Origin of the sequence: Variovorax sp. Root434, from assembly GCF_001426595.1 — a bacterium.
GTDB lineage: Bacteria > Pseudomonadota > Gammaproteobacteria > Burkholderiales > Burkholderiaceae_C > Variovorax.
In genome coordinates this window covers 686,882-709,954 of sequence record NZ_LMEK01000025.1, presented here as the reverse complement: position 1 = coordinate 709,954, position 23,073 = coordinate 686,882, and the positions used below count along the sequence as shown (strand labels likewise).

At 68.8% G+C, this 23,073-nt stretch carries 17 protein-coding genes and 1 pseudogene; 5 read left to right on the top strand and 13 right to left on the bottom strand.

Going from position 1 to position 23,073, the window contains the following annotated elements:
* Positions 1-4: 4 nt before the first annotated feature.
* Entirely contained in the window at positions 5-700 is a 696-nt protein-coding gene (locus ASD05_RS23985) for an aspartate/glutamate racemase family protein (RefSeq protein ID WP_056597657.1), read from the bottom strand.
* Positions 701-756: 56 nt separating this feature from the next.
* Positions 757-2,175, bottom strand: a complete 1,419-nt coding sequence (locus tag ASD05_RS23980) for an MFS transporter (RefSeq protein WP_056597656.1) — start codon at positions 2,173-2,175, stop codon at positions 757-759.
* A 261-nt stretch (positions 2,176-2,436) separates the two neighbouring features.
* Here ASD05_RS23980 and ASD05_RS23975 point away from each other — a divergent pair, with 261 nt between their 5' ends.
* From ASD05_RS23975 to ASD05_RS23965, 3 genes are all read left to right on the top strand, one after another.
* Entirely contained in the window at positions 2,437-3,777 is a 1,341-nt protein-coding gene (locus tag ASD05_RS23975) for a dicarboxylate/amino acid:cation symporter (RefSeq protein WP_200955489.1), read from the top strand.
* A 76-nt stretch (positions 3,778-3,853) separates the two neighbouring features.
* Positions 3,854-5,698: a sensor histidine kinase gene (locus ASD05_RS23970; RefSeq protein ID WP_056597654.1), complete on the top strand. Its 1,845-nt coding sequence runs from the start codon at positions 3,854-3,856 to the stop codon at positions 5,696-5,698.
* Between the two features lie 7 nt (positions 5,699-5,705).
* Positions 5,706-7,082 (top strand): sigma-54-dependent transcriptional regulator, encoded by a 1,377-nt coding sequence (locus tag ASD05_RS23965; protein ID WP_056597653.1) that lies wholly within the window; start codon positions 5,706-5,708, stop codon positions 7,080-7,082.
* Between the two features lie 18 nt (positions 7,083-7,100).
* Here ASD05_RS23965 and nadE read toward each other — a convergent pair whose 3' ends face one another.
* The 5 genes from nadE to ASD05_RS23940 all read right to left on the bottom strand — a co-directional run bounded on the left by nadE (position 7,101) and on the right by ASD05_RS23940 (position 12,637).
* On the bottom strand, positions 7,101-7,940 hold the full coding sequence (gene nadE, locus ASD05_RS23960) for an ammonia-dependent NAD(+) synthetase (protein WP_056597652.1): 840 nt from the start codon (positions 7,938-7,940) through the stop codon (positions 7,101-7,103).
* 25 nt (positions 7,941-7,965) lie between these two features.
* A complete protein-coding gene (locus ASD05_RS23955; RefSeq protein ID WP_056597651.1) occupies positions 7,966-9,144 on the bottom strand; it encodes a phospholipase A in 1,179 nt (392 codons plus the stop codon).
* Positions 9,141-9,605: a hypothetical protein gene (locus ASD05_RS23950; RefSeq protein ID WP_056597650.1), complete on the bottom strand. Its 465-nt coding sequence runs from the start codon at positions 9,603-9,605 to the stop codon at positions 9,141-9,143. The genes ASD05_RS23955 and ASD05_RS23950 overlap by 4 nt, the downstream gene beginning before the upstream one ends.
* The gene (locus ASD05_RS23945) at positions 9,602-11,698 is read right to left on the bottom strand and encodes an ATP-dependent helicase (protein ID WP_056597649.1); all 2,097 of its coding nucleotides are present in this window, start codon (positions 11,696-11,698) and stop codon (positions 9,602-9,604) included. Before ASD05_RS23945 ends, ASD05_RS23950 begins: the two co-directional genes overlap by 4 nt.
* Positions 11,699-11,962: 264 nt before the next feature.
* On the bottom strand, positions 11,963-12,637 hold the full coding sequence (locus ASD05_RS23940) for a hypothetical protein (protein WP_235508072.1): 675 nt from the start codon (positions 12,635-12,637) through the stop codon (positions 11,963-11,965).
* A 236-nt stretch (positions 12,638-12,873) separates the two neighbouring features.
* Between ASD05_RS23940 and ASD05_RS23935 the strand changes: the two genes are divergently transcribed.
* Positions 12,874-13,086 (top strand): hypothetical protein, encoded by a 213-nt coding sequence (locus ASD05_RS23935; RefSeq protein ID WP_056597973.1) that lies wholly within the window; start codon positions 12,874-12,876, stop codon positions 13,084-13,086.
* A 33-nt stretch (positions 13,087-13,119) separates the two neighbouring features.
* On the opposite strand, the gene priA is transcribed toward ASD05_RS23935, so the two are convergent.
* From priA to ASD05_RS23915, 4 genes and pseudogenes are all read right to left on the bottom strand, one after another.
* Positions 13,120-15,207: a primosomal protein N' gene (priA, locus tag ASD05_RS23930; protein ID WP_056597648.1), complete on the bottom strand. Its 2,088-nt coding sequence runs from the start codon at positions 15,205-15,207 to the stop codon at positions 13,120-13,122.
* 476 nt (positions 15,208-15,683) lie between these two features.
* A complete protein-coding gene (gene hemE / locus ASD05_RS23925; RefSeq protein WP_056597647.1) occupies positions 15,684-16,793 on the bottom strand; it encodes a uroporphyrinogen decarboxylase in 1,110 nt (369 codons plus the stop codon).
* A gap of 73 nt (positions 16,794-16,866) precedes the next feature.
* Positions 16,867-18,204: an MFS transporter gene (locus ASD05_RS23920; protein ID WP_056597646.1), complete on the bottom strand. Its 1,338-nt coding sequence runs from the start codon at positions 18,202-18,204 to the stop codon at positions 16,867-16,869.
* A gap of 131 nt (positions 18,205-18,335) precedes the next feature.
* Positions 18,336-18,599, bottom strand: a pseudogene (locus ASD05_RS23915) (thioredoxin family protein); the annotation flags it as partial.
* A 65-nt stretch (positions 18,600-18,664) separates the two neighbouring features.
* Between ASD05_RS23915 and ASD05_RS23910 the strand changes: the two are divergent.
* Positions 18,665-20,014: a hypothetical protein gene (locus ASD05_RS23910; RefSeq protein WP_056597645.1), complete on the top strand. Its 1,350-nt coding sequence runs from the start codon at positions 18,665-18,667 to the stop codon at positions 20,012-20,014.
* Positions 20,015-20,039: 25 nt separating this feature from the next.
* On the opposite strand, the gene ASD05_RS23905 is transcribed toward ASD05_RS23910, so the two are convergent.
* A complete protein-coding gene (locus tag ASD05_RS23905) occupies positions 20,040-20,732 on the bottom strand; it encodes a thioredoxin family protein (protein ID WP_200955478.1) in 693 nt (230 codons plus the stop codon).
* 93 nt (positions 20,733-20,825) lie between these two features.
* Complete coding sequence (locus tag ASD05_RS23900; protein ID WP_200955477.1) at positions 20,826-23,042, bottom strand: thioredoxin family protein; 2,217 nt, start codon at positions 23,040-23,042, stop codon at positions 20,826-20,828.
* Positions 23,043-23,073: the final 31 nt, after the last annotated feature.

The window sequence follows — 23,073 nt, the reverse complement described above, 5'->3', positions numbered from 1 at the left end:
CCTCTCAGCCGGCTGTCGCGCGCCGCAGCGCCGCGCGCGCCAGCAGGCGCGTCGAGTCGAGCGTCGGCAGCGCGGAGTTGCCGTCGTTCAGCACCAGCGGCAGCTCGGTGCAGCCCAGTGCCACGGCGTCGCAGCCGCGCGCTTTCAGGTTTTCGATCATCCGCTGCAGCGCGGCCGTGGATTCCGGCCGGAACACGCCGCACACCAGCTCGTCCATGATGATGCGGCCGAGCTCGGCGCGTTCGCCGGCATCCGGCCGCACGGCGTCCAGCCCGGCGGCCGACAGCGCCTGCGGGTAGACCTCGCTGTCGACCAGCCAGCGCGTGCCCAGCACGCCCACGCGGCGAAAGCCCCGCGACAGTGCCTGCGCCGCGACCACCTCGGCGATGTGCAGCCATGGCAGCGGCGACCGCGGCAGCACCAGGTGCATCGCCTGGTGGATCGTGTTGTCGGGGCAGACCAGAAAATCCGCACCGGCCGCCGCCAGCTTGCCCGCCGAGGACAGCATCAGCTGCGCGACGCCGTCCAGGTCGCCGCGGTCGAGGCAGTCCACATACGCGGCGAGCGAGTGGGTGTGCGTCGACACCTCCGGGTGCGCATGGGCCGCGCCAAGGTACGAGGCGCCTTCGACGCAGAGCGTGCGATAGCAGAGCGCGGCGCCTTCGGCCGAGCAACCGACCACGCCGATGTGCAATGGCATGACAACTTCTCCTGAATGGGTGGATGGAAGATCGGGTACGGCCATGGCGGGAGCCTTCATCGCCTGTGCGACACCGCCATGCCGACCTGGCGGTCGAGCCGCAGCGTCATCAGCGTCGCGATGGCCATCAGCAGGCCGACCACGTACCAGGCGTGGCGGAAGTCCGCGAGCTGCACGGCCGGTGCGCCGCGCAGCGCCTGCGATGCGCCGAGCACCATCGCGCCCAGCGCCACGCCGAGCGCGAGCGACACCTGCTGCAGCATCGTGCCGAGCGTGCTCGCGCCGGCGCGCGATTCGTCGGGCACGTCGGCAAAGGCCAGCGTGTTGACCGCGGTGAAGTTCATCGAGCGCGCCATGCCCGCCGCGAAGAGCAGCACGCACACCCACGGCAGCGGGTCGCCCGGCGACAGCAGCCCGCAGCCGAACAGCGTGGCGGCGCAGATCGCGCCGTTCACCGTCAGCACCCTGCGAAAGCCGAAGCGCCTCAGCACGGCCGTGGTGGCGCTCTTCATCACGAGGTTGCCGCCCATGTACACCAGCAGCATGGAGCCGGCCTGGAACGCGTTCATGCCGAAGCCGATCTGGAACATCAGCGGCAGCAGGAAGGGCGAGGCGTTGATCGCGATGCGCGAGACGAAGCCGGCCGTCGCGGTGGCCAGCGCATAGGTCGGCACCGCCAGCGCGCGCAGGTCGAGCAGGGGCGCCGCCGTCCGCCGCGCATGGCGCACCGCGGCGGCAGCCGCCACGGCGCCCAGGGCCAGCAGGCCGAGGGTGGCGGGCGAGCCCGGCTGCGGCCCGCCCAGGCGCGTGAGGCCTTCGACCAGCGCGGCCAGCGCGACGGCGGTGAGCACGAAGCCGGCCGCATCGAAGCGCGTCGGAGCCGCGTCGGTGCGGCGCGGAAACAGCCGCATGATCAGCCACAGGCCCACGAGGCCCAGCGGCACGTTCAGCAGGAAGATCCAGCGCCACGATGCATGCGTGGCGATGAGCCCGCCCAGCGGCGGGCCGATCACCGGCGCGATGAGCCCCGGCCAGGTGATGGTGCCGATGGCCTCGATCAGCCGGTGCTTCGGCGTCTCGCGCAGCACCACGAGCCGCCCCACCGGCGACATGAAGGCCGCCGCCGCGCCCTGCAGCACGCGCGCCGCGACGAACACCTCGAAGGTGGGCGCGAGCCCGCAGGCGAGCGAGGCCGCGGTGAAGGTGCCGACCGCGAGCGCGAACACCCGCCGCGCCCCGAAGCGCCCGGCGCACCAGCCCGCCGCCGGCACCAGCGCCGCCATCGCGATCAGGTAGACCGTGACGCCCAGGCTCGCGTCGAGCGCGCCCATGCCGAAGCCGGCGCCGATGGCCGGCAGCGCGGTGACGATGATGGTGGCGTCCAGTGTCTCCATGAAGAAGGCGGCCGCCACGGTGAGCGCGATGCGCTTCGAGGCGCCGTCCGTGGCCGCTGGCGGCTGCGCGGGGTCGTTCATGGAGCCGAGTCTGACACCGTCCTGGGCCTAGGGTTTTCCCCGAGATGTCGATCCGGCAGATCGGACGGGCCCTGCCTGCGCCATCCGGATCGTCGGCGGGGCGCCATTCGCCCGTTCGCGAAAAGGTCCATCAAATCAAGGACTTGGCGCGCAGTCGGCGCGCTGTTGGCGGTGGCATGTCGATTGCTTAATCACAAGGCCGGCCGTGCGCCCCGCTACGGAGCCTGGCCACGAATTGGAGACAAACCGATGAGCACCCCCATGGAACATCCGACCGCACCCAAACCCTTCTACAAGTCCCTGTACTTCCAGGTCATCACCGCCATCGTGCTCGGTGTGCTGCTGGGGCATTTCTACCCCGACACCGGCGCGTCGATGAAGCCGCTGGGCGACGGCTTCATCAAGMTGATCATCGCGCCGATCATCTTCTGCACGGTGGTGGTGGGCATCGCCGGCATGGAAGACATGAAGAAGGTCGGCAAGACCGGCGGGCTGGCCTTGCTGTACTTCGAGATCGTGAGCAGCGTCGCGCTGGTGGTGGGCCTCGTGATCATCAACCTCGTGCGGCCCGGCGCGGGCATGAACGTCGACGTGAGCCAGCTCGACACCAAGGGCATCGCGGCCTACACCGGCCCGGGCAAGATGACCGGCACGGTCGACTTCCTGCTCAACATCATTCCGAGCACGCTGGTCGACGCCTTCGCCAAGGGCGAGATCCTGCAGGTGCTGTTGATCGCGGTGATGTTCGGCTTCGCGCTGCACCGCTTCGGCGGCCGCGGCACGCTGGTGTTCGACGTGATCGAGAAGGGCTCGCACGTGCTCTTCGTGATCGTCGGCTACATCATGAAGCTGGCGCCCATCGGTGCCTTCGGCGCGATGGCCTTCACCATCGGCAAGTACGGCGTGAGCTCGCTGCTGCAGCTGGGCCAGCTGATGGCCACCTTCTACGCCACCTGCCTGTTCTTCATCTTCGTGGTGCTGGGGCTTATCGCGCGCTTCCACGGCTTCAGCATCTGGAAGTTCATCAAGTACATCAAGGAAGAGCTGCTGATCGTGCTGGGCACCTCGTCGAGCGAATCGGTGCTGCCGCGCATGATGGCCAAGCTGGAGAACCTGGGCGCGAAGAAGTCGGTGGTCGGGCTGGTGGTGCCCACGGGCTACTCGTTCAACCTCGACGGCACGTCGATCTACCTGACCATGGCGGCCGTGTTCATCGCGCAGGCCACCAACACCGACATGACGCTCACGCAGCAGCTCACGCTGCTGGCCGTGCTGCTGCTCACCTCGAAGGGCGCGGCCGGCGTCACGGGCAGCGGCTTCATCGTGCTGGCGGCCACGCTGTCGGCCGTGGGCCATGTGCCGGTGGCGGGCCTTGCGCTGATCCTGGGCATCGACCGCTTCATGTCGGAAGCCCGCGCGCTGACCAACCTGATCGGCAACGGCGTGGCCACGCTGGTCGTCGCCAAGTGGACCGGCGACCTCGACACTGTGCGCATGCACCAGCATCTGAACCAGGAAAGCACCGCCGAAGCCGACGAGCCCGAGCGCGTGCTCGACGCCACCGAGGCGCACATGCCCGCCGGCCAGGCACGGCAGGCCTGACCCTGCTTCCGGCCCCGCCAGGGGCCATCGGGCTGCCACCGATGCGGACGGCCCGGCCTTGTGCAATAACGCTCCCATGATTTCAAGGGAGCCGGGCCTGCATTCCGATGGACCTTTCGACCACACGAGGGGATGGCGCGCCCTGCCGCGCTGGTGTGGCGCGCTGGCGCTGGTGGCCGTGGCCGCCCTCGCCGGCCAGCAGATCGCCATGCAGGCCGGCCTGGCGCGCCTGCGCGAGGCGGCCGAGCACCGGCTCGACATGCTCGCGACCGGGCTCGACGCCGATCTCGCCCGCTTCGACTACCTGCCCGCGCTGCTGGAGATGACGCCCGTCGTGCCGGAGCTCCTGGGCACGCCTTCCGACACGCGCCTGCGCGACGCGGTCAACCGCTACCTCGACGGCGTCAACGCCACGGCCGGCGCCGAGATGCTCTACGTGCTCGACGCCTCCGGCACCTCGCTGGCCGCGTCCGACTGGGACAAGCCCGGCACCACCGTCGGCCAGGACCTGTCGTTCCGGCCCTACGTGATCGACGCGCTGGGGCAGGGCCGGGGTCGCTTCTACGGGGTGGGCATCACCAGCAAGAAGCCGGGCTACTACCTGTCGTATGCGCTGCGCCGCGGCCAGTCCTCGCGCGGGGTGGTGGCCGTCAAGATCAACCTCGAAGAGGCCGAGCGCGCCTGGCGCAAGCTGCCCGGCGACGTGGCGCTGATCGACCAGCGCGGCGTGGTGATCCTTTCCACCCGCGAAGACCTCAAGTTCCGCCCGCTGCTGCCGCTCGATGCGCTGCAGCGCGCCGAGGTGCTGCGCTCGCGTCCCTATGGCGAGGCCAGCCTGCAGCCGCTGCAGTGGACGCAGAAAGAGGCGCTGGACCGCGACGTGCAGGTGATCTCGCTCGACGGCGTGGACCAGCTCGCGTCGGCGCGCATCCTGCGCGGCGCACCGTGGCAGCTGGTGGTCCTCGACGACCTCGCGCCGCTGCGCACGGCGGCACGCTACGCGGCCGTCACCGCCGGCCTGGCGATGGCGGTGCTGCTGCTGGTGGCCGTCGCGCTGTGGCAGCGCCGCCGCGCGGTGCGCCAGAAGCTGGCCAGCCAGGCTGCGCTGCAGGCGGCGCACGACACGCTCGAATCGACCGTGGTGGCGCGCACCGCGCAGCTGCGCGCGGCGCAGGGCGAGCTGGTGCATGCCGGCAAGATGGCCGCGCTGGGCCAGATGTCGGCCGGCGTGGTGCACGAGCTCAACCAGCCGCTCACGGCCATGCGCACGCTGTCGGAAAGCGCCGTCATCCTGCTCGACAAGAACCGCATCGACGACGTGCGCGGCAACCTCCAGCGCATCCGCAACATGGTCGACCGGCTCGCGCGCCTGACCTCGCAGCTGCGCACCTTCGCCTACAAGGGCGAGGTGCCGCTGGCGCCGGTGCTGCTGTCGCAGGCGATCGCCGAAGCGCAGGCGATCGTCGCCGACGCCGCAAAGAAGCAGCGCGTGACCATCGAGGTCGATGTGCAGCCCGCGGCGCTGAGCGCCATGGCCGAGGACGCCGCGCTGGGCAGCGTGCTCGCCAACCTGATGCGCAACGCCATCGACGCCATGCAGGACGTGCCGCTGCGCACGCTGCGGCTGGAAGCCCGGCCGAAGGAGGGGCGCGTGCTTCTTTCGGTGACCGACACCGGCCCGGGCATTCGCCCCGACATCCTGCCGCGCCTGTTCGAACCCTTCGTCACCGGCAAGGCCGCGGGTTCCGGGCTGGGCCTGGGGCTCGTGATCTCGGCACAATTGGTGCGCGCCATGGACGGCACGCTGCGCGCGGCCAACCTGGATGGAGGCGGCGCATGCTTCGTCATCGACCTGCCCGCCGCCATTGCCGTGATCCACAACCCGCCCATCCCCTCCCTTTCCATTGCACAACAGGAGTGACCCCCAAGTGAGCGAAGCCCCTGCCATCCGGGTGCTGCTGGTCGAGGACGACGAAGACGTCCGCATCAGCACGACCCAGGTGCTGACCCTGGCCGGTTTCGAGGTCGAATCCTTCGCCAGCGTCGAGCGCGCGCGGCCCCACATCGCCTTCGGCGTGCCGGCCGTCGTGATCAGCGATGTGCGCCTGCCGGGCCTGAGCGGCACCGAGTGGCTGCCCGAGTTGCGCAACGTCGATGCCGAGCTGCCCGTGATCCTGGTCACCGGCCACGGCCACATCGCGATGGCCGTGCAGGCCATGCGCGAGGGTGCCTACGACTTCATCGAGAAGCCTTTCAGCTCCGAGCGGCTGGTGGCCATCGTGCGCCATGCCATCGAGCGCCGGCAGCTCAGCCTGCAGGTGCGCGCACTGCGCGACGCGCTGGAAAACTGGCAGGGCATCCAGTCGGTGCTGATCGGCCGTTCAGCGCAGATGCAGCAGGTGCGCCAGACCGTGAAGACGCTGGCCGAGACCTCGGCCGACGTGCTGGTCTACGGCGAGACCGGCACCGGCAAGGAGCTGGTGGCGCGCTGCCTGCACGACCACAGCGCGCGCCGCCGCCAGCACTTCGTGCCGCTCAACTGCGGCGGCCTGCCCGAGTCGCTGGCCGAGAGCGAGCTGTTCGGCCACGAGGCCGGCGCCTTCACCGGCGCCAACCGCGTGCGCGTGGGCAAGTTCGAATACGCCAGCGGTGGCACGCTCTTTCTCGACGAGATCGAGAGCATGCCGATGGCGGTGCAGATCAAGCTGCTGCGCGCGCTGCAGGAGCGCAGCATCGAGCGCATCGGCTCCAACAAGACCATTCCCTTCGACTGCCGCGTGGTGGCTGCGAGCAAGGATGACCTGAAGGCCATGAGCGACCAGCAGAAGTTCAGGGCTGACCTGTACTACCGCCTGGGCGTGGCCTTCATCGAGCTGCCGCCGCTGCGCGAGCGGCGCGAGGACATCCCGCTGCTGTTCGAGCACTTCACGCTGCAGGCCGCGAGCCGCTACGAGCGCCCCGCGCCGCTGCTGAGCAACGCGCAGCTGGCCGACCTGATGGCCTACGCCTGGCCCGGCAACGTGCGCGAACTGCGCAACGTGGCCGACCGCTTCGTGCTGGGCCTGCTCGGCGAGCGCCTGACGCAGACGCGCGGCGGCAACGGCGCCGACGGCGTGCCGGCCTTGCCGCGCGGGCTGCCGCAGCAGGTGGAATCGTTCGAGCGCGCGGTGATCGTCGAGGAGCTGCGGCGGCAGCACGGCGACCAGCCGGCCACGGCCGCCGCGCTCGGCATCGCGCGCCAGACGCTGCACGACAAGGTGCGCAAGCTCGGCCTGACGGTGGACGAGTTCAAGCCCGCGGCCTGACCGGCCGCACGGCCGCCGTCAGAAGGGCTCGACAGGCAGCGCGCGCTTGTGCGCGCTCTTGCGATGCGTCGCAAGAATGATCCGGCGGGCCTCGGCCGACACCGGCTTGCCTTCGAGGAAGTCGTCGATCTGCTCGTAGGTGACGCCGAAGGCATCTTCGTCGGGCTTGCCCGGCACCAGCGATTCGAGGTCGGCGGTCGGCACCTTGTAGACCAGCGCGTCGGACGCGCCCAGCAGTTGCGCCACCGCGCGCACGCGGCGCTTGTTGAGTCCCGTGAGCGGCGTGATGTCGGCCGCGCCGTCGCCGAACTTGGTGAAGAACCCCATCAGCGCCTCGGCCGCGTGGTCGGTGCCGATGACGATGCCGTCGTGCGCGCCGGCCACCGCGAACTGCGCGATCATGCGCTGGCGCGCCTTGATGTTGCCGAGCACGAAGTCTTCATGCGCCGCGTCGCGGAATGCCAGGTCGCCGGCCTTCAGCGCCGCGAGCATGCCGTCGGCGGCGGGGCGGATGTCGACGGTGATGGTGCGGTCGGGCCTGATCACCGCGAGCGAGGCCTGCGCCTCGGCTTCGTCCTTCTGCACGCCGTAGGGCAGGCGCATCGCGATGAAGGTGGCGTCGTAGCCGGTGGCGCGCAGCTTCTCGACGGCGCGCTGCGCGAGGCAGCCGGCTGTCAGTGAATCGACGCCGCCGCTGATGCCCAGTACCAGCGTCTTCAGGCCGGTCTGCTTCAGGTAGCCGGCAAGAAAGTCGACGCGGCGCTCCAGCTCGTGGGCGGCATCGAAGACGGGTGCGACATGCAGCGTCGCGATGATCTCGCGCTGCGTGTCGTCGACGGGGGACAGGTCTGCACTCATGGTGTGGAAGGACGTGTGAAGTGAATCAGAAGTCGACGAGGCTGAGGCCGATGCTCAGGACGGTCCGCTTGCGGTTGTAGTCCACCAGCGTATCGCCATAGCCCGAGAACAGCTGCGTGTGGAAGCGCAGGTTGCTCTTGGTCGGGTCGCCGATGGCCTTGAGCCATTCGAGGCGCACCGAGCCGCGGCCGCTGTCGCGCAGGTTGTTGCGCACGGTCACCGCGAGCTGGTTGTCGCGGTTGAGGTTCCAGCGGCCGGTGAGCTCGGCGCGGCCGATGTAGTCGGAGATGTCGGGGTTGTCGTCCTTGGCGGCGCTCTCGGAGACGCGCTTCCAGATGCGCCCGGTGATGGTGAAGCGGTCGTCGAGCTCGGCGCCGCCCATCAGGTAGACGCGGTTCCAGCTGCGCGACAGCGGCAGGGCCTGGCCGTTCGACTGGTGCACGATGCCCAGGCCTGAATAACGCCAGCGCCAGCCCCCGGGCAGCTTGAAGTCGGTCGGGTAGACGTACATCAGCTCGGGCTCGTGGTCGGTGGTGCGGAAGGGCCGCGAGATGGCGCCGTTGAACAGCTGCCAGGTCGACTGCTGGCTGTAGGCGAACCACAGCGAGTCCTTCCTGTTGGCCGGATCGTTCTGCGTGAGCATGCCCTGGGCGAGCTTGGTGCGCACCGACAGGCCGATGCGCATCTCGTTGGCCTGATAGGCCACGGGGTCGGCGGTGTGGCCGGCCGAGGGCGAGGTCGGTGTCTCGGGCTTCTTGGTGGCGGCCGAGGCCGACACGTTGAGCGGGCGGTAGCCGCGGAAGCCGAAGGTGCCGCAGTCGGTGGCCTCCTCCAGTTCCCAGAAGCGCGAGAGCACCGAGTACTGGCGGTCGCGGCAGCCTTCGGTGGTGGCGACCGAGACGACGCGCGTGGCCGGGATCGAGGCGTCCACCGGCGGCTGGGTGTTCGCCAGCACGGGCGGCGCGGCGGGCACCGACGCCGAGGGCAGCGTCTGCTGCTGCGACCAGCGGTCGAAGCAGGCCAGGCGTGCCTCGTTACTGGCGCCGAGTGCGGCGCACTGCTGCCAGGTGAGCTGGGCGTCGGCCAGCGGACTCGCGGGCTTGTCCACGGCCTGGGCGTGCGCCGTGGCGCCGCCGCCGAGGCAGGCGGCCACGGCCGCGAGCGCGGCCAGGTTGAAGTGAGGTTGTCGTCGTGTCGTCGTCATTGCTTTCCTTCCTGCGCGACTGTCTTGCTGAGCACGAACGGGTGCGTGCTCTCGTCCGCGGCGTTGCGCCACGTGCCCCTGAATTCGCGCCCGCACGAACCGGCCTGCAGCTTGCCCGACCAGACGGCGCTGATGGCGCGGCCGTCCTGCGATTCGTCGATGGAGAGGGCGCCTTCGTCGTCCACGTCGCCCGCGAGTTGCGCGACCGCGGCCTTTGCAGGGTTGGCGCCGTGGCGTGTGATGGTTCCGCGCACGCCGTCGTAGTCGGGGTGCTTGCCGAGCTGCACGGCGGCCACGGCCGGCAGGCCGTCGAAGTGCGCATCCCAGCGGCCGTAGAGCGATTGCAGCGGCAGGTCGCGCGCATCGGCGGGGCAGTCGGCGCTGCCCCGCACGGAGGCGCAGCCCGACAGCGCAAGAAGAACGGCGCCGGCCAGCAGCGCGGAAAAGCTGTTCGCCTTCATGACGCTGCCGCCGCCTTCGCCGCGCTGTCCTGTGCCTTGCGCGCGAACTCCGCGCGCAGCGCCTTGAGTTTCTCGCGCGGGTCTTCCTTGATGGTCGTCTTGTCGAGGCCCATCTCGGCGATGAAGCGGCTCGGCACGCAGGGCACCATCTCGCGGCCCTGCTTGCGCTTCTTGGTCCAGCTCACGGCCAGGCTGCGCTGCGCGCGCGTGATGCCCACGTACATCAGGCGGCGCTCTTCCTGCAGGCGCTGCAGCGTGTCGTCGCTCACCACCTGCTGGCGGCCGTTGTCGTCTTCGAGCTTGAAGGGCAGCAGGCCTTCGGTCACGCCGATCAGCATCACGTGCGGCCATTCCAGGCCCTTGGAGGCGTGCAGCGTCGAGAGCGTGACCACGTCCTGGTCCTGCTCGCGCTCGCTGATGGTCGACAGCAGCGAGATGGTCTGCGCCACTTCGAGCAGGCTCTTGCGCTCGGTCTCGACGTTGTCGTTGGCGCCCGAGGCATCGTCGAGCGTGCCGCCGGCGCGCTGCGACATCCAGTCGACGAATTCCAGCACGTTGGTCCAGCGCGAGGCCGCGGCGGCTTCGCTGTCCTCGCCGTCGTAGAGGTGCTTCTCGTAGTCGATCTCCTTCAGCCAGTCGAGCATGAAGGTGCGCGAGTCTTCGGCGCCCATGGTGCGGCGCGCGCGGTATTCGAGGTCGTTGATGTAGCGGCCGAACTCGTGGATGCCTTCGAGCGTGCGCTTGGGCATCACGCTCGGCAGCGAGGGGCTGAACAGCGCCTCGAACAGGCTCAGCTTGTACTGGCTCGCGAAGGTGCCCAGGCTCGCCAGCGTGGTGTGGCCGATGCCGCGCTTGGGCGTGGTGATGGCGCGCAGGAACGCAGGGTCGTCGTCGTTGTTGACCCAGAGGCGGAACCAGCCGCACAGGTCCTTGATCTCGGCGCGGTCGAAGAAGCTCTGGCCGCCCGACACCTTGTACGGAATCTGCGCCTTGCGCAGCGCCTGCTCGAACACGCGCGCCTGGTGGTTGGCGCGGTACAGGATCGCGAAGTCGCGGAACTCCTTGTACTGCTTGCCCTGCGGGATGACGTCGCCCGCGCGGATGCTGACGATGCGCGCCACCGCGCGCTCGGCCTCGTGAAGCTCGCTGTCGGCATCGACGATGCGCACCGGCTCGCCTTCGCCGAGCTCGGAGAACAGCGTCTTCGGAAACAGCTTGGGGTTGGGGCCGATCACGTTGTTGGCCGCGCGCAGGATGGCGCTGGTGGAGCGGTAGTTCTGCTCCAGCTTGATGACCTTGAGCGTGGGGTAGTCGACCGGCAGCTTGCGCAGGTTGTCGAGCGTGGCGCCGCGCCAGCCGTAGATCGACTGGTCGTCGTCGCCCACGGCGGTGAAGTGGCCGCGCTCGCCGGCCAGGGCCTTGAGCACTTCGTACTGCGTGGCGTTGGTGTCCTGGTATTCGTCCACCAGGATGTGGCCGAGCGCGGCCTGCCACTTGGCGCGCACCTCGGGAAATTCGTAAAGCAGCTTCAGCGGCATGCCGATCAGGTCGTCGAAGTCCACGCTCTGGTAGGCCGCGAGGCGCTCCTCGTAGCGCGCCATGATCTTCGCGGTGATGCGCTCGTTGTCGTCGGCAGCCTGGGCTTCGGCCTGCGCGGCGTTCAGGCCCATGTTCTTCCACTTGCTGATGGTCCACTGCCAGATGCGCGCGGTGGCCGCATCGGTGGTGCCGCCGGCGTCCTTCAGGATCTTGGTGACGTCGTCGGCGTCGAGGATGCTGAAGGCCTTCTTCAGGCCGAGCACCGCGCCGTCCTCGCGCATCATGCGCACGCCCAGCGCGTGGAAGGTGCAGACCACGACCTTGCGCGCGTCCTTGCCGATCAGGTCCTTCGCGCGCTCGCGCATTTCGGCGGCCGCCTTGTTCGTGAAGGTGATGGCCGCAATGCGCTGTGGCTCGATGCCCGACTGGATCAGGCGACCGATCTTGTGCGTGATCACCCGCGTCTTGCCCGAGCCCGCGCCGGCGAGCACCAGGCAGGGACCGTGCATGTAGTTGACCGCTTCTTGTTGCGCGAGATTGAGACCGTGAGACATGGGAGAAAAAGAACCGGGAAGGCCGCGAAGAAGGCCGTGGGGAACGGCTGGCGCAAAGCGGGCAATGATACGGGGCCGGCCTTTGCGGGGTTATAGCCCCGACACCCCCCGGCAGCCCTGGAGCGGCCCGGCGACAGCGGGCCGGTGCCGCCTGTAGTCCTTGTTACTTTCCCTTTCTTCGCGCCGAGCGCGGCCGCATCGCCCGCATCGTCCAGCGGACGACGGGGGACCGCGTTTTTCGGCTTTACGCTCGCGGTGCGCGTGCTATGGGGTCAGCACGCCGAGCTTGTAAGGATCGGCATCGGCGAGGCGCTCGCACTTCGAGAAGTCGCGGCCCTGCGTGCCGTCGCAGTAGTAGGTGTTGTAGACACGCCCGAAGAGCGTGGGACTGGCGGTGAAGAGCACGCCGTGGTCGGGCTGCCAGTTGTCCTTGGGCGGCGGGGCGCTCGCTTCCACCGGCTTGGCCGCGGACCCTGCGGTCGGTGTGAAGTCGGCCAGGGTCTTGTGGGTTTCGTCGCCGCGCCAGCGCACCGCGAGCTCGGCAGCCGTGGGCCGCGCCGCCACAGGCAGCAGGATGCCGTTGACCTGCGCGCCGTAGCCGAACCGGTGCGTCTTGCCCGCCAGGAAGGCGTAGGCACAGGCCGCCATGCACTGGCCGCGAACCTCGGTCTGCACGCCGCTCGCGCGGATGGCGTCGGCAAAGGCGCCGGCCGCTTCGGCGGTGCCGCCGAACGAATCCTTGAAGACCACGGTGTGCACCGAGCCGCTGGCCAGCTGCTCGGTGAATTCCTTGATGGCGGTGCCGTCGAGCGCGCCCGACACCAGCAGCCGGCTGCCTTGCACCTCCAGTTCGGCCGCTGAAGCCGAAGGCACGCCCGCGATGCAGGCGAGGCTCGAAGCGAGCGAGAGGACCCAAACAGAGAAAGACGGCGGTTTCACGGCGACCTTTGCCTTTGCGACGAGCGAGCTTGCTTGGAACGCGGTCCCCGCGGGGGGCTGGCGCGGTTACAGCTTGGCCATCGCCGGGGTATGGCGTCAACTCTTTTTTCACAAATTTTCGGGTAGGCCAAGGCAGGCCGTAAGACATAGCTATCGCTATGACTTCGGATGAATACTTGGGTTTGCAGATGAGCTGCTACAGTGTTTGCAAGTCAAAGATGTGAATGGAGCGCGCGATGGCAATTCTTTCTCGCATCCTGCTGTGGTTGGCCTGGCTCTGTGCGGTCGGCTGGTTCTGGCATGCCGACAGGTTCGGCACCGCCACCGCGATAGCGCTCGCCGCGCTGAGCCTCGTGGTGTTCGCGTGGCCCGCGAGCATCGCGCGGCGCAGGCATCACGGTGAGCTGCGCTATGTCGACATGGGCAAGGAGCCCGCCGGCCACCACTGAAACCGCGGCGTCAGGCTCGCCGGCGTTTCGGGTTCAGATGCTGTGCGGGTCGACGTCGACCAGCCAGCGGATCACGCCCTTGCCCTCGGGCGTGCGCCGCAGTTCATGCAGCAGCGGCTGCCAGCCCGCCAGCAGGCGCTGCAGCGCGGCCCGCGAGGGGCTTTCGATCAGCATTTGCGCTCGCTCCACATTCGCCACGCGCTGGATCGCCAGCGGCACCGCCGGGTAGCGCGTGACGAGGTCGGCGCCCGGCAGCGCCTCGGCCTTGTCGGCGGCCGTGTTCAGGAAGCCCTGCGCCACCGACTGCTCTCGCGCGTCGGCCCGCAGCAGCGCCTGGAACGCGAAGGGCGGCATGCCGGCCGCGCGGCGCTCGTCGAGCTGCTGCTGCGCGAAGCTGGCGTAGTCGTGCTGGCGCAGCGCCATGAACAGCGGGTGCTGCGCATGGTGCGTCTGGATCCACATCTCGGCCTTGGCGCCTTGAGCCGCGAGGTAGGCGGCGTCGCGGCCTGCGCGGCCGGCCGACTGCATCAGCAAACTGAACAGCCGCTCGGGCGCGCGGAAGTCGCTGGAGAACAGCGCACCGTCGGGGTTCACCGCGGCCACCAGCGTGATGCGGCGGAAGTCGTGACCTTTGGCGATCATCTGCGTGCCGACCAGCACGTCGACCTCGCCCGCGTGAACGGCAGCGAGCTGCGATTCGAGCGCGCCCTGTTTCTTTGTGCTGTCGGCGTCGATGCGTGCAATCCTCACAGGTCCAGGCACCGCACTGCCGTCCGGGTGCTTCACGCCCGCGAACAGCTCGGCCAGGTGTTCTTCGAGCCGCTCGGTGCCGCGGCCCACGGGCGCGATGTCGGGGTTGCCGCAGGCCGGGCAGGCGCGCGGCACGCGCTCGGTGAAGCCGCAGTGGTGGCAGCGCAGCGTGCGGTCGATCTTGTGGAACACGCGGTAGGCGCTGCAGTGCGGGCATTCGCTCTTCCAGCCGCAGTCGCCGCAGGCCAGCACCGGCGCATAGCCGCGCCGGTTCAGGAAGATCATGCTCTGCTCGCCGCGCGCGATGCGCTGGCCGATGGCGTCGAGCAGCGCGGCGGAAATCACCGTCTTCGGCGGCTGCAGGTTCATGTCGACGAGCCGCACGGCGGGCAGCTCTCCGGCGCCGATGCGCGAGGGCATGGCCAGCCGCACGTAGCGCCCGCCCTGGTCGTCGCCCTCGGCGGGCCGGCTCTGGTGCCAGCTTTCGAGCGAGGGCGTGGCCGAGCCCAGGATCACCTTGGCCTTCTCGCGCTGGCCGCGCCACACGGCGAGGTCGCGCGCCGAATAGCGCGCGCCTTCCTGCTGCTTGTAGCTTGGGTCGTGCTCCTCGTCGACCACGATGAGCTTCAGCCCCGGGATCGACGCGAACACCGCCATGCGCGTGCCCAGCACGATGCGCGCCGCGCCGCCGTGCGCCGCCAGCCAGCTCGCCAGCCGCTGCGGATTTGTCATGCCGCTGTGCAGCGACACCACGGCCTCGTCGCCGAAGCGGGCCTTGAAGCGGGCTTCGAGCTGCGGCGTGAGGTTGATCTCGGGCACCATCACCAGCGCCTGCGCCTCGGGGTTGCGCGCGAGCAGGTCGGCCACGCAGCGCAGGTAGACCTCGGTCTTGCCGCTGCCGGTGCTGCCGACCAGCAGGAAGGTGCCCGTTTCTGCCTCGATGCGCGCCAGCGCGGCGGTCTGTTCCGCGCTCAGCGCGATCAGGTTGGCGGATTCGGCCGTCTCGGCCACCGGCCCGGCCGTCGTCCTGCGCTTGAGGCGGCGCGCCAGCTGCGCGGTCGACAGGTCGCGCAGCTGCGGCGGCAGCGCGGCCAGCGCGATCTCGCCGATCGAGCGCTGGTAGTAGCGCGCGGCAAAGGCCACCAGGTCGCGCCAGGCGTCGCCCAGCGGGGCCAGTGCGTCGAGCGCCGCGCCCACGGGCTTCAGCGCCATGTCGGGCTCGGCGCCCAGCAGCGAAACCGGCTCGTTCCAGACCACGCCCAGCACCTCGCGCTTGCCCAGCGGCACGCGCACCAGCGTGCCGGGCGGCACCGGCTCCGCGCTGGCGTAGCTCAGCAGGTCGCCGAGCGCGGCATGTGCGGGCGTCTGCACCGCGATGTCGAGCCGCCACGGCAGGGCCGGGGAAGCGCCGTCGGTCGTCTGGTGAGCCCCGCCGAGGGGTAAGCCGGCTGTGGAGATGAGCGGTCCTTCTTGGAAAGGTTTGTTAATGCGACTTTGAGCAAAAGCGCTTAAGTCGTTGATTTATCTGGGCTTTGAAGGCCATCCAGAGTTTCTGTGGATAACTTTGTTGACAAGCGGGCTCGACTCGTTGCGAGGCCTTGAAAATCAAGGCTCTGGCTGGAATGCCCGGAAAAAAAGCAAAGTTCAAATCCTATATAAATCAACAACTTAGCTTCGCTATTTCTTTAGGAGCAAAGAAAGAGGCCACTCAGATAATCTTGCGCAGTGCAACACGTGTTTTGTGTATAAGTCGGCGCCGATAGACCGTTTTTGTGCTTGACAAACGGCTGCGAACCCACTTTCGGGCAGGCCTGGCGCCATCGCCGGCCCGCCCCGAAGTGACGGTTTCAACCGCGCAGCGCGCGCGACTGGGCGTGCACCGCCTGCACCAGCGCCGCCACATGCTCCGGTGGCGTGAACTGGCTGATGCCATGGCCCAGGTTGAAGATGTGGGTCGGGCCCTTGGCGTTGCGGTCGGCGTGAGGCTTGCCGAAGGCGTTCAGCACCTTCGCCACCTCGGCCTCGATCTGCGCGGGCGGCGCGAACAGCACGTTGGGGTCGATGTTGCCCTGCAGCGCCTTGGCCTTGCCGTCGGTGCCTTCAGCGATCTGCCTGCGCGCGGTGGCGAGGTTCACGGTCCAGTCGACGCCGAGCACTTCGCAGTCGAGTTCGCGCATGGCGTCGAGCCACAGCCCGCCGCCCTTGGTGAACACGATGCGCGGCACCGGTTGGCCGTCGGCACCGTTGCGCTTCAGGCCGGCCAGTACGCGGGCCGTATAGGCGAGGCTGAACTCCTGGAACGCGCCGTCGGCCAGCACGCCGCCCCAGCTGTCGAACACCATCACGGCCTGCGCGCCGGCATCGATCTGGGCATTGAGGTAGGCGGCCACCGAGTCGGCATTCACGGCCAGCAGGCGGTGCATGAGGTCGGGGCGGCTGTACAGCATGCTCTTCACGAGGCGGTAGTCGCTGGAGCCGGCGCCTTCCACCATGTAGCAGGCCAGCGTCCACGGGCTGCCCGAGAAGCCGATCAGCGGCACGCGGCCGTCGAGCGCCTTGCGGATCGAGGCCACCGCGTCGAACACGTAGCGCAGCTTGTCCATGTCGGGCACTTCGAGCGCGGCGACCGCCGCCTCGTCGCGCACCGGGTGCGCGAAGCGCGGGCCCTCGCCGGCCTCGAACGACAGGCCCAGGCCCATCGCGTCGGGCACCGTCAGGATGTCGGAGAACAGGATGGCCGCGTCCAGCGGGTAGCGCGCCAGCGGCTGCAGCGTGACCTCGGTGGCGTAGTCGGTGTTGGTGGCCAGCCCCATGAAGCTGCCCGCCTTGGCGCGCGTGGCGACGTACTCCGGCAAATAGCGGCCGGCCTGGCGCATCAGCCAGACGGGCGTGTGGTCGGTGGCCTGGCGCCAGCAGGCTCGCAGGAACGTGTCGTTTTGCAGGGGGGCGAAGGGCATTCCGCGATTGTCGCAGGGGTGTGTCCCGGCTCCTCGCAGCCTGGCCTATCGAAAGGCAGCGGGCTGGCTGCGCTCAGACCACCGGCACGCGCCGCGCATCGGCCGGGTCCACGTTGCGCCGGTACAGCAGCAGCGTCGCAATCAGCCCGCACACCGCGGCGGCCGTCATCCACAGCCCCGGCGCACCCTTGTCGCCGGTCATCTCGATCAGCCCTGTCGCGATCGCCGGCGTGAAGCCGCCGAACAGCGCCGTCGCCAGGCTGTACGCGAGCGAGAAGCCGGCGGTGCGCACGTTCACCGGCATCACCTCGGTGAGCGCCACGACCATCGCGCCGTTGTAGCTCGCATAGAGGAACGACAGCCACAGCTCGACCTCGAGCATGCGTACAAAGCTCGGCGCACCGACCAGCCACTTGAGCGACGGGTACGCGGTCAGAATGGTCAGCACCGTGAACAGGATCAGCAGCGGCTTGCGGCCCACGCGGTCCGACAGCGAGCCCATGATCGGCAGCCAGATGAAGTTGGAGATGGCCACGCACAGCGTGACGATCAGCGCGTCGGTCGTGCTCAGGTGCAGCACGGCCTTGCCGAAGGTGGGCGTGTAGACGGTGATCAGGTAGAACGACACGGTGGTCATCGACACCAGCATCATCCCGGCGAGCACGAGGCCCCAGTTGGCGATCATCGACTGGAAGATCTCGCGCGCGTCGGGCCGGTGCTTGCGCGCCATGAACTCCTCGGTCTCCTGCAGCGAGCGGCGGATGATGAACAGCGCCGGCACGATCAGGCAGCCCACGAAGAACGGAATGCGCCAATAGAAGTCGCCGATCTCCTGCGGCGTGAAGGTCACGTTGAGCCAGTAGCCGAGCGCAGCCGCCACGACGATGGCCACCTGTTGGCTGGCCGACTGCCAGCTCACGTAGAAGCCCTTGCGGCCCGGCGTGGCCATTTCCGACAGGTACACCGACACGCCGCCCAGCTCCACGCCGGCCGAGAAGCCCTGCAGCAGCCGGCCGACCAGCACCAGCAGCGGCGCGACGAGGCCGATGGTGGCGTAGGAAGGCACGCAGGCGATCAGCAGGGTGCCGACGGCCATCAGCGCGAGCGTGACGATCAGGCCCTGGCGGCGTCCGACGCGGTCGACGTATGCGCCGAGAAAGATCGCGCCCAGCGGCCGCATCAGGAAGCCCGCGCCGAAGGTCATGAACGTGAGCATCAGCGAGGCGAACTCGTTGCCCGCGGGGAAGAACGCCTTCGAGATCTGCGTGGCGTAGAAGCCGAACAGGAAGAAGTCGAACATCTCCATGAAGTTGCCGCCGGTCACGCGCAGGACGGTGGCGAACTTGGAGGAAGAGGCGGAGGAGGCGTGGGCGGCCGTACCCGTTTGCGCGGCGGTGGGCGCAGGATTCATCTGGTTGTCCCCTTGGGCGATATTGGCGATGTGCTCGCCCGAGGGTAGGCCGGGCTTCCCGACCGCTGGCTGACTGTGCGAGTCAGGTAGCTGTCACGCGGGGGCTGCGTTGCGCCCCGCGACGGAACTCATCAGGTCTTGAACTTGATCGAGCAGCCGTAGGGCCGCGTGCTGGCGGCCGAGATCGGCTTGCCGCCGAAGGCCTCGCCCAGCGCCTGGTTCACGTCGTTGGTCGCGGTCTTGATGTCGTCCGCCCGCGCCGAGGCGATGCTGTCGATGCCGCCCGCGTACACCAGCGTGCCCTTGGGGTCGATGATGAAGATGTGCGGCGTGGTGCGCGCGCCGTAGACCTGGCCGATGAGGCCGTCCTCGTCCATCAGCACGGCGGTGCTTGCGTCTCGTTACACTTGCGGAGCGCGTCTGGTGGGGACGGGCATCGGGACAAGAACATCAGGGAGTCATGAAAGTGCGCTCGATCATTTGCGTCTGGGTACTGTGTGCGACCTTGGTGGGATGCGGAGGCGGCTCGGACGACGCCGGCGGCATTCAGTTGTCTGGCGTGGACGCGAAGGTCTTGTCGCCTCAGCCTTTGGCAGAGGCTGCGAGTGCCACGCCCGCGGTGGCGTCAACTCAGCTGCAAAGCACAAAAATCGGCGATGCCCATCCGGCACCCAACAAGCCCCTTTACCTGGGGAAGGTGGTGGATGTTTCGATCGTCGACCTCGTGCCCGCATCTGTCACGACGACGATCTACCAGGGTGCCGAGATGCCGGGCCTTTTTCTGACAGGTCGTCTGATCGGGAACATTGCCGCGCTCAACGGAAGCTTTCTCTACGTGGTGGTCGAAGATCCTGACGGACTTTTCGAGAACAACGCTCTTTTTGCCATGCAGGCGGGTTCCAGCCCGACGGTGTCGCTGCTGCTTCGCGGCAAGACGTTAGGAACGGCAGGCACTTTTTCGGGGGCATTGCGCATTTCAGTGTGCCTCGACAGTGGATGCCAGGTTCGTTTTCGCGCTTCGCCGCACCTTGTCCCGTACACCGTCAAGGTGCTGCGCGGGATCCATCTGAGCGGGGGCGACCTCATGCTCCAATCCAGCTTCGGCGCCCCGCCGCCCGTGGGCGATGTGACAGTCACGCCGCCCGAAGGGGCCGCAGTTTCCTCGCTCGCACTGTACGCAGATTCATTCGCGTTTCCCTTAAGCGGTTCGCTGTCGGACAACGGCAACGGAACTGCCCGCCTCAGATTCAGCTTGCCGCCTCAAACCATCCCGTCGTCAGGCTCATCCGTGTTCTGGGTGTCATCCTCGGCCCGGACTCCATCGGGCGCCGCGCCGCCCAGCCTGATGCTCACTGTCAAGTATGCCGTCGCGGCCGAACCGGCCGTGCTGGTGGCTTTCACCCCGAACCCGACTCTCGCGCTGTCGGTGCCGCTCAATGTCGATCCTGAGCAGTATCGAACCACGTACTACCGCGTGCAGGCGGGCCAATCCAATCAGACAGTGGTCTATGAGGGAATCGAATGGCTGCTTGCACCGGATCAGGCAGCTTCGGTGCCGCCTGGCGTGTTGTCGGCGGTGCTGAAGATATACGACGAGAGCAATACCTCCGGCACCGTCCCGGCACCGCCCGCGAACTCGATTACCCAACGCGTGGCTTCAGCAAGTTGCGGGTTTTCCGATTCCCTGTCAGGCGCACGGGACTGCCTGCCAAGCGGTACCTACGCGTTCCGGGTGCGATATACCCACCGTGCCTGGGATGGCGCGCCCACAGCCGTCTACTACTACGGCCAGTTGAACGTGACCCCGTGAATATTTGCCAAGAGGTGGTTGCGTTTCAGCTCTTGTACTTGATCGAGCAGCCGTAGGGCCGCGTGCTGGCGGCCGAGATCGGCTTGCCGCCGAAGGCCTCGCCCAGCGCCTGGTTCACGTAGTTGGTCGCGGTCTTGATGTCGTCCGCCCGCGCCGAGGCGATGCTGTCGATGCCGCCCGCATACACCAGCGTGCCCTTGGGGTCGATGATGAAGATGTGCGGCGTGGTGCGCGCGCCGTAGACCTGGCCGATGAGGCCGTCTTCGTCCATCAGCACGGCGGTGGGCGTGGCCTTTTGCGACTTCATCCACGCGTCGAGCGCGTCGGGCTTCAGGTAGTCGGTGGCGGCGCGCTCGGTGGAGTTGATGGCCAGCCACACCACGCCCTTGTCGGTCGCGGCTTTCTGCGTGGCGGGCATGTTGCCGCTGCCGTAGTGCTTGCGCACGAAGGGACAGCCGGGGTTGGTCCATTCGAGCACCACGAACTTGCCCGCGAAATCGGACAGCTTGTGCTTGGCGCCGCTGGTGTCGACCGCGACGAAATCGGGCGCCTGTTGGCCCACTGCGGGCGCGGCGGCGGCATTGGTGCCCATCAGGAAAGTGGCGCCGAGCGCCACGGCGGCAGCGACGACGGCACGGCGGGAGGCCCGGCTCAGTGCGGCGCGGGCATGGCGCGCGGCGCGGCGAGAACGCGAGTCTGTGGATGGCGAAAGGGACATGGCCAGCTTGAACTCCAGAACAAATTCCAAACAACAACTGCAGCTTAGAACGGTTTCTTCAAGTGCTTGTGACAACCCATGTCACGCTGGTGGTCAAAGCGCGGCGAGGGCGGCGCGGACTTCGTCCTTGCCCAATATCTCGGTCAGCACGACCGGCGGCTTGCCCGGCGCCTGCAGCACGTACACCGGCACGCCGCTGCGGCCCAGCGCGGTGAGCGCGGCGGTGATGGCGGGGTCGCGCCGGGTCCAGTCGGCGCGCAGCATGGCGACCTTCTTAGCGTCGAAGTCGGCCAACACCGCGGCATCGGAGAGCGTGCTCTTCTTGTTGTACTGGCAGGTCACGCACCACGCAGCGGTGAAGTCGATGAACACCGGCTGGCCGGCGCCCGACAACTCGGACACCCGCTCGGCCGACCACGGCTGCCAGCGCTGGCCGGCGGTGCCGGATGCCGACGCCAGCCTGGCCGGCTCCACCACCTGCAGCACATTGCGGCCGATGGTGGCGGTCAGCAGGGCCGTGAAGCCGATCAGCACGGTGGCGATCACGACCCGCGTGCGCCCGCGCAGCGTAAGTGCCCAGACGATGGCGGCCAGGCACACCAGCAGCGCGAGCAGCGTGCCCGCGCCGTCGATGCCGCTTTGCTGGCCCAGCACCCACACCAGCCACGCCACGGTGGCGAACATCGGGAAGGCGAGCAGGCGGCGCAGCGTGCCCATCCAGGGGCCGGGCTTTGGCAGCAGGTACGCCACGGCGGGCACGAAGCCGGCCACGAGGTACGGCAGCGCCAGCCCGAAGCCCAGCGCCGCGAACAGCAGCAGCGCCTGGCCGGCCGGCAGGCCGATGGCGAAGCCCAGCGACACGCCCATGAACGGCGCGGTGCAGGGCGAGGCGATGACCACGGCGAGCACGCCGGAGAGGAAGTCGTTGGCCAGCGGGTGCTTGGCCTGCGCGCTGCACACCGACGAGGGCGCCGCGCGGCCGAACTCGAACACGCCCACGAGGTTGAGCCCAATCAGCGTGAACAGTGCCGCCAGCGCGGCGACCACGCCCGGCGACTGCAGCTGGAAGCCCCAGCCCAGCCCGGCGCCGGCCGCGCGCAGCGCCAGCATGCCGCCGCCCAGCGCGAGGAAGGACAGCATCACGCCGCCCGTGTAGGCCAGCCCGGCCTTGCGGTGCGCGCTGGCGTTGCCCGCCTGCCGCGCGAAGCCCAGCACCTTGATCGCGAGGATCGGGAACACGCAGGGCATGAGGTTGAGCAGCAGGCCGCCGACCAGCGCGCCCAGCAGCGCGGCCATGAAGGTGGTGGAGGAGGGCGCAGGGGCATCGCCGGCCGGGGCTGTTGCCTTGGCTGCGTTGGCGGTGAGCGCGGCCTGCAGCGCCGGCGACACCTCGGCGCGCGGCGCAGCGCCTGCCGGCCAGGCGCCCGTGACCGGCGCTTCGGCGCGCCAGGCCACCGGCTGGCCGGCCTGCCGGTCGGCCTCGGCCAGCGCCACCACCACCGGCATCACCGTGGGGCTCGCGCTGCGCTGGTCGGCCAGCGGCAGCGTCGCCGTCCAGGTGCCGCCCTGCCAGGATTGGGTCCAGTCCTTGCCGGAGACGGCCGCGGTGCGGATCACCTCGGGGGTCTCGGGGAAGAAGCCCAGCGTCTTGCCCTGCACGGCGGCAGGCAGGCCTTCGAGGCGCACTTTGAGGTTGCGGCCATCGACCTCGATGGTGCCCGCCTTGGCCAGCGGCTGCGGCTGGGCCGCCAGTGCGGCGTCGAACTCGGCCTTGTGCAGCGCGGTCGAGCCCTGCAGCGGCAGGGGCAGCGTGAACGTGCCTTCTTCGGGGATGCATTCCTTGCGGCAGACCAGCCAGGAAGCCTTGAGCTGGATGTCCATGGCCGGCGTGCCGCCCAGCGCCACCGGCGGCTTGTAGAGCGTCGACACCTCCAGCGGCACCGGCAGCAGCACGGTGTTTTCATAGCCGTAGTTGGCGAGGTTGCCGACCGGGATCTTCTTTGGCACAGGCCAGGCGATCTCGCCGGTGGACACTCCGGCCGGCAGCGTCCACGTCATCTCGGTGGGCAGGCCCGAGTCGCCGGCGTTTTTCCAGTAGGTGTGCCACTCGGGCTGGTGTGTGATCTGCAGGCCGACCCAGACCGGGGCGCCGGGCGCCACGCCGTCGGGGGCGTGGGCGATCAGCTCGGCGCGCACGTGGGGGGTGGTCACCACGGCGCCTGGCTTGGAAGCCAATTGCGCCGCAGCCGGCATGCTGGCTGCGGCGGTTGCTATCAGAAGCGTAGCGAAATGGATGCGCGAAAAGATCATGCCGTCAGTCGGAGCATTCAATGGGGGCGAA

Bases quoted from the DNA above. Each gene is read 5' to 3' on its own strand.
- ASD05_RS23985 (WP_056597657.1), bottom strand. From the start codon at position 700: ATGCCATTGCACATCGGCGTGGTCGGTTGCTCGGCCGAAGGCGCCGCG.
- ASD05_RS23980 (WP_056597656.1), bottom strand. From the start codon at position 2,175: ATGAACGACCCCGCGCAGCCGCCAGCGGCCACGGACGGCGCCTCGAAG.
- ASD05_RS23970 (WP_056597654.1), top strand. From the start codon at position 3,854: ATGATTTCAAGGGAGCCGGGCCTGCATTCCGATGGACCTTTCGACCAC.
- nadE (WP_056597652.1), bottom strand. From the start codon at position 7,940: ATGAGTGCAGACCTGTCCCCCGTCGACGACACGCAGCGCGAGATCATC.
- ASD05_RS23955 (WP_056597651.1), bottom strand. From the start codon at position 9,144: ATGACGACGACACGACGACAACCTCACTTCAACCTGGCCGCGCTCGCG.
- ASD05_RS23950 (WP_056597650.1), bottom strand. From the start codon at position 9,605: ATGAAGGCGAACAGCTTTTCCGCGCTGCTGGCCGGCGCCGTTCTTCTT.
- ASD05_RS23945 (WP_056597649.1), bottom strand. From the start codon at position 11,698: ATGTCTCACGGTCTCAATCTCGCGCAACAAGAAGCGGTCAACTACATG.
- ASD05_RS23935 (WP_056597973.1), top strand. From the start codon at position 12,874: ATGGCAATTCTTTCTCGCATCCTGCTGTGGTTGGCCTGGCTCTGTGCG.
- hemE (WP_056597647.1), bottom strand. From the start codon at position 16,793: ATGCCCTTCGCCCCCCTGCAAAACGACACGTTCCTGCGAGCCTGCTGG.
- ASD05_RS23920 (WP_056597646.1), bottom strand. From the start codon at position 18,204: ATGAATCCTGCGCCCACCGCCGCGCAAACGGGTACGGCCGCCCACGCC.
- ASD05_RS23910 (WP_056597645.1), top strand. From the start codon at position 18,665: ATGAAAGTGCGCTCGATCATTTGCGTCTGGGTACTGTGTGCGACCTTG.
- ASD05_RS23905 (WP_200955478.1), bottom strand. From the start codon at position 20,732: ATGTCCCTTTCGCCATCCACAGACTCGCGTTCTCGCCGCGCCGCGCGC.
- ASD05_RS23900 (WP_200955477.1), bottom strand. From the start codon at position 23,042: ATGATCTTTTCGCGCATCCATTTCGCTACGCTTCTGATAGCAACCGCC.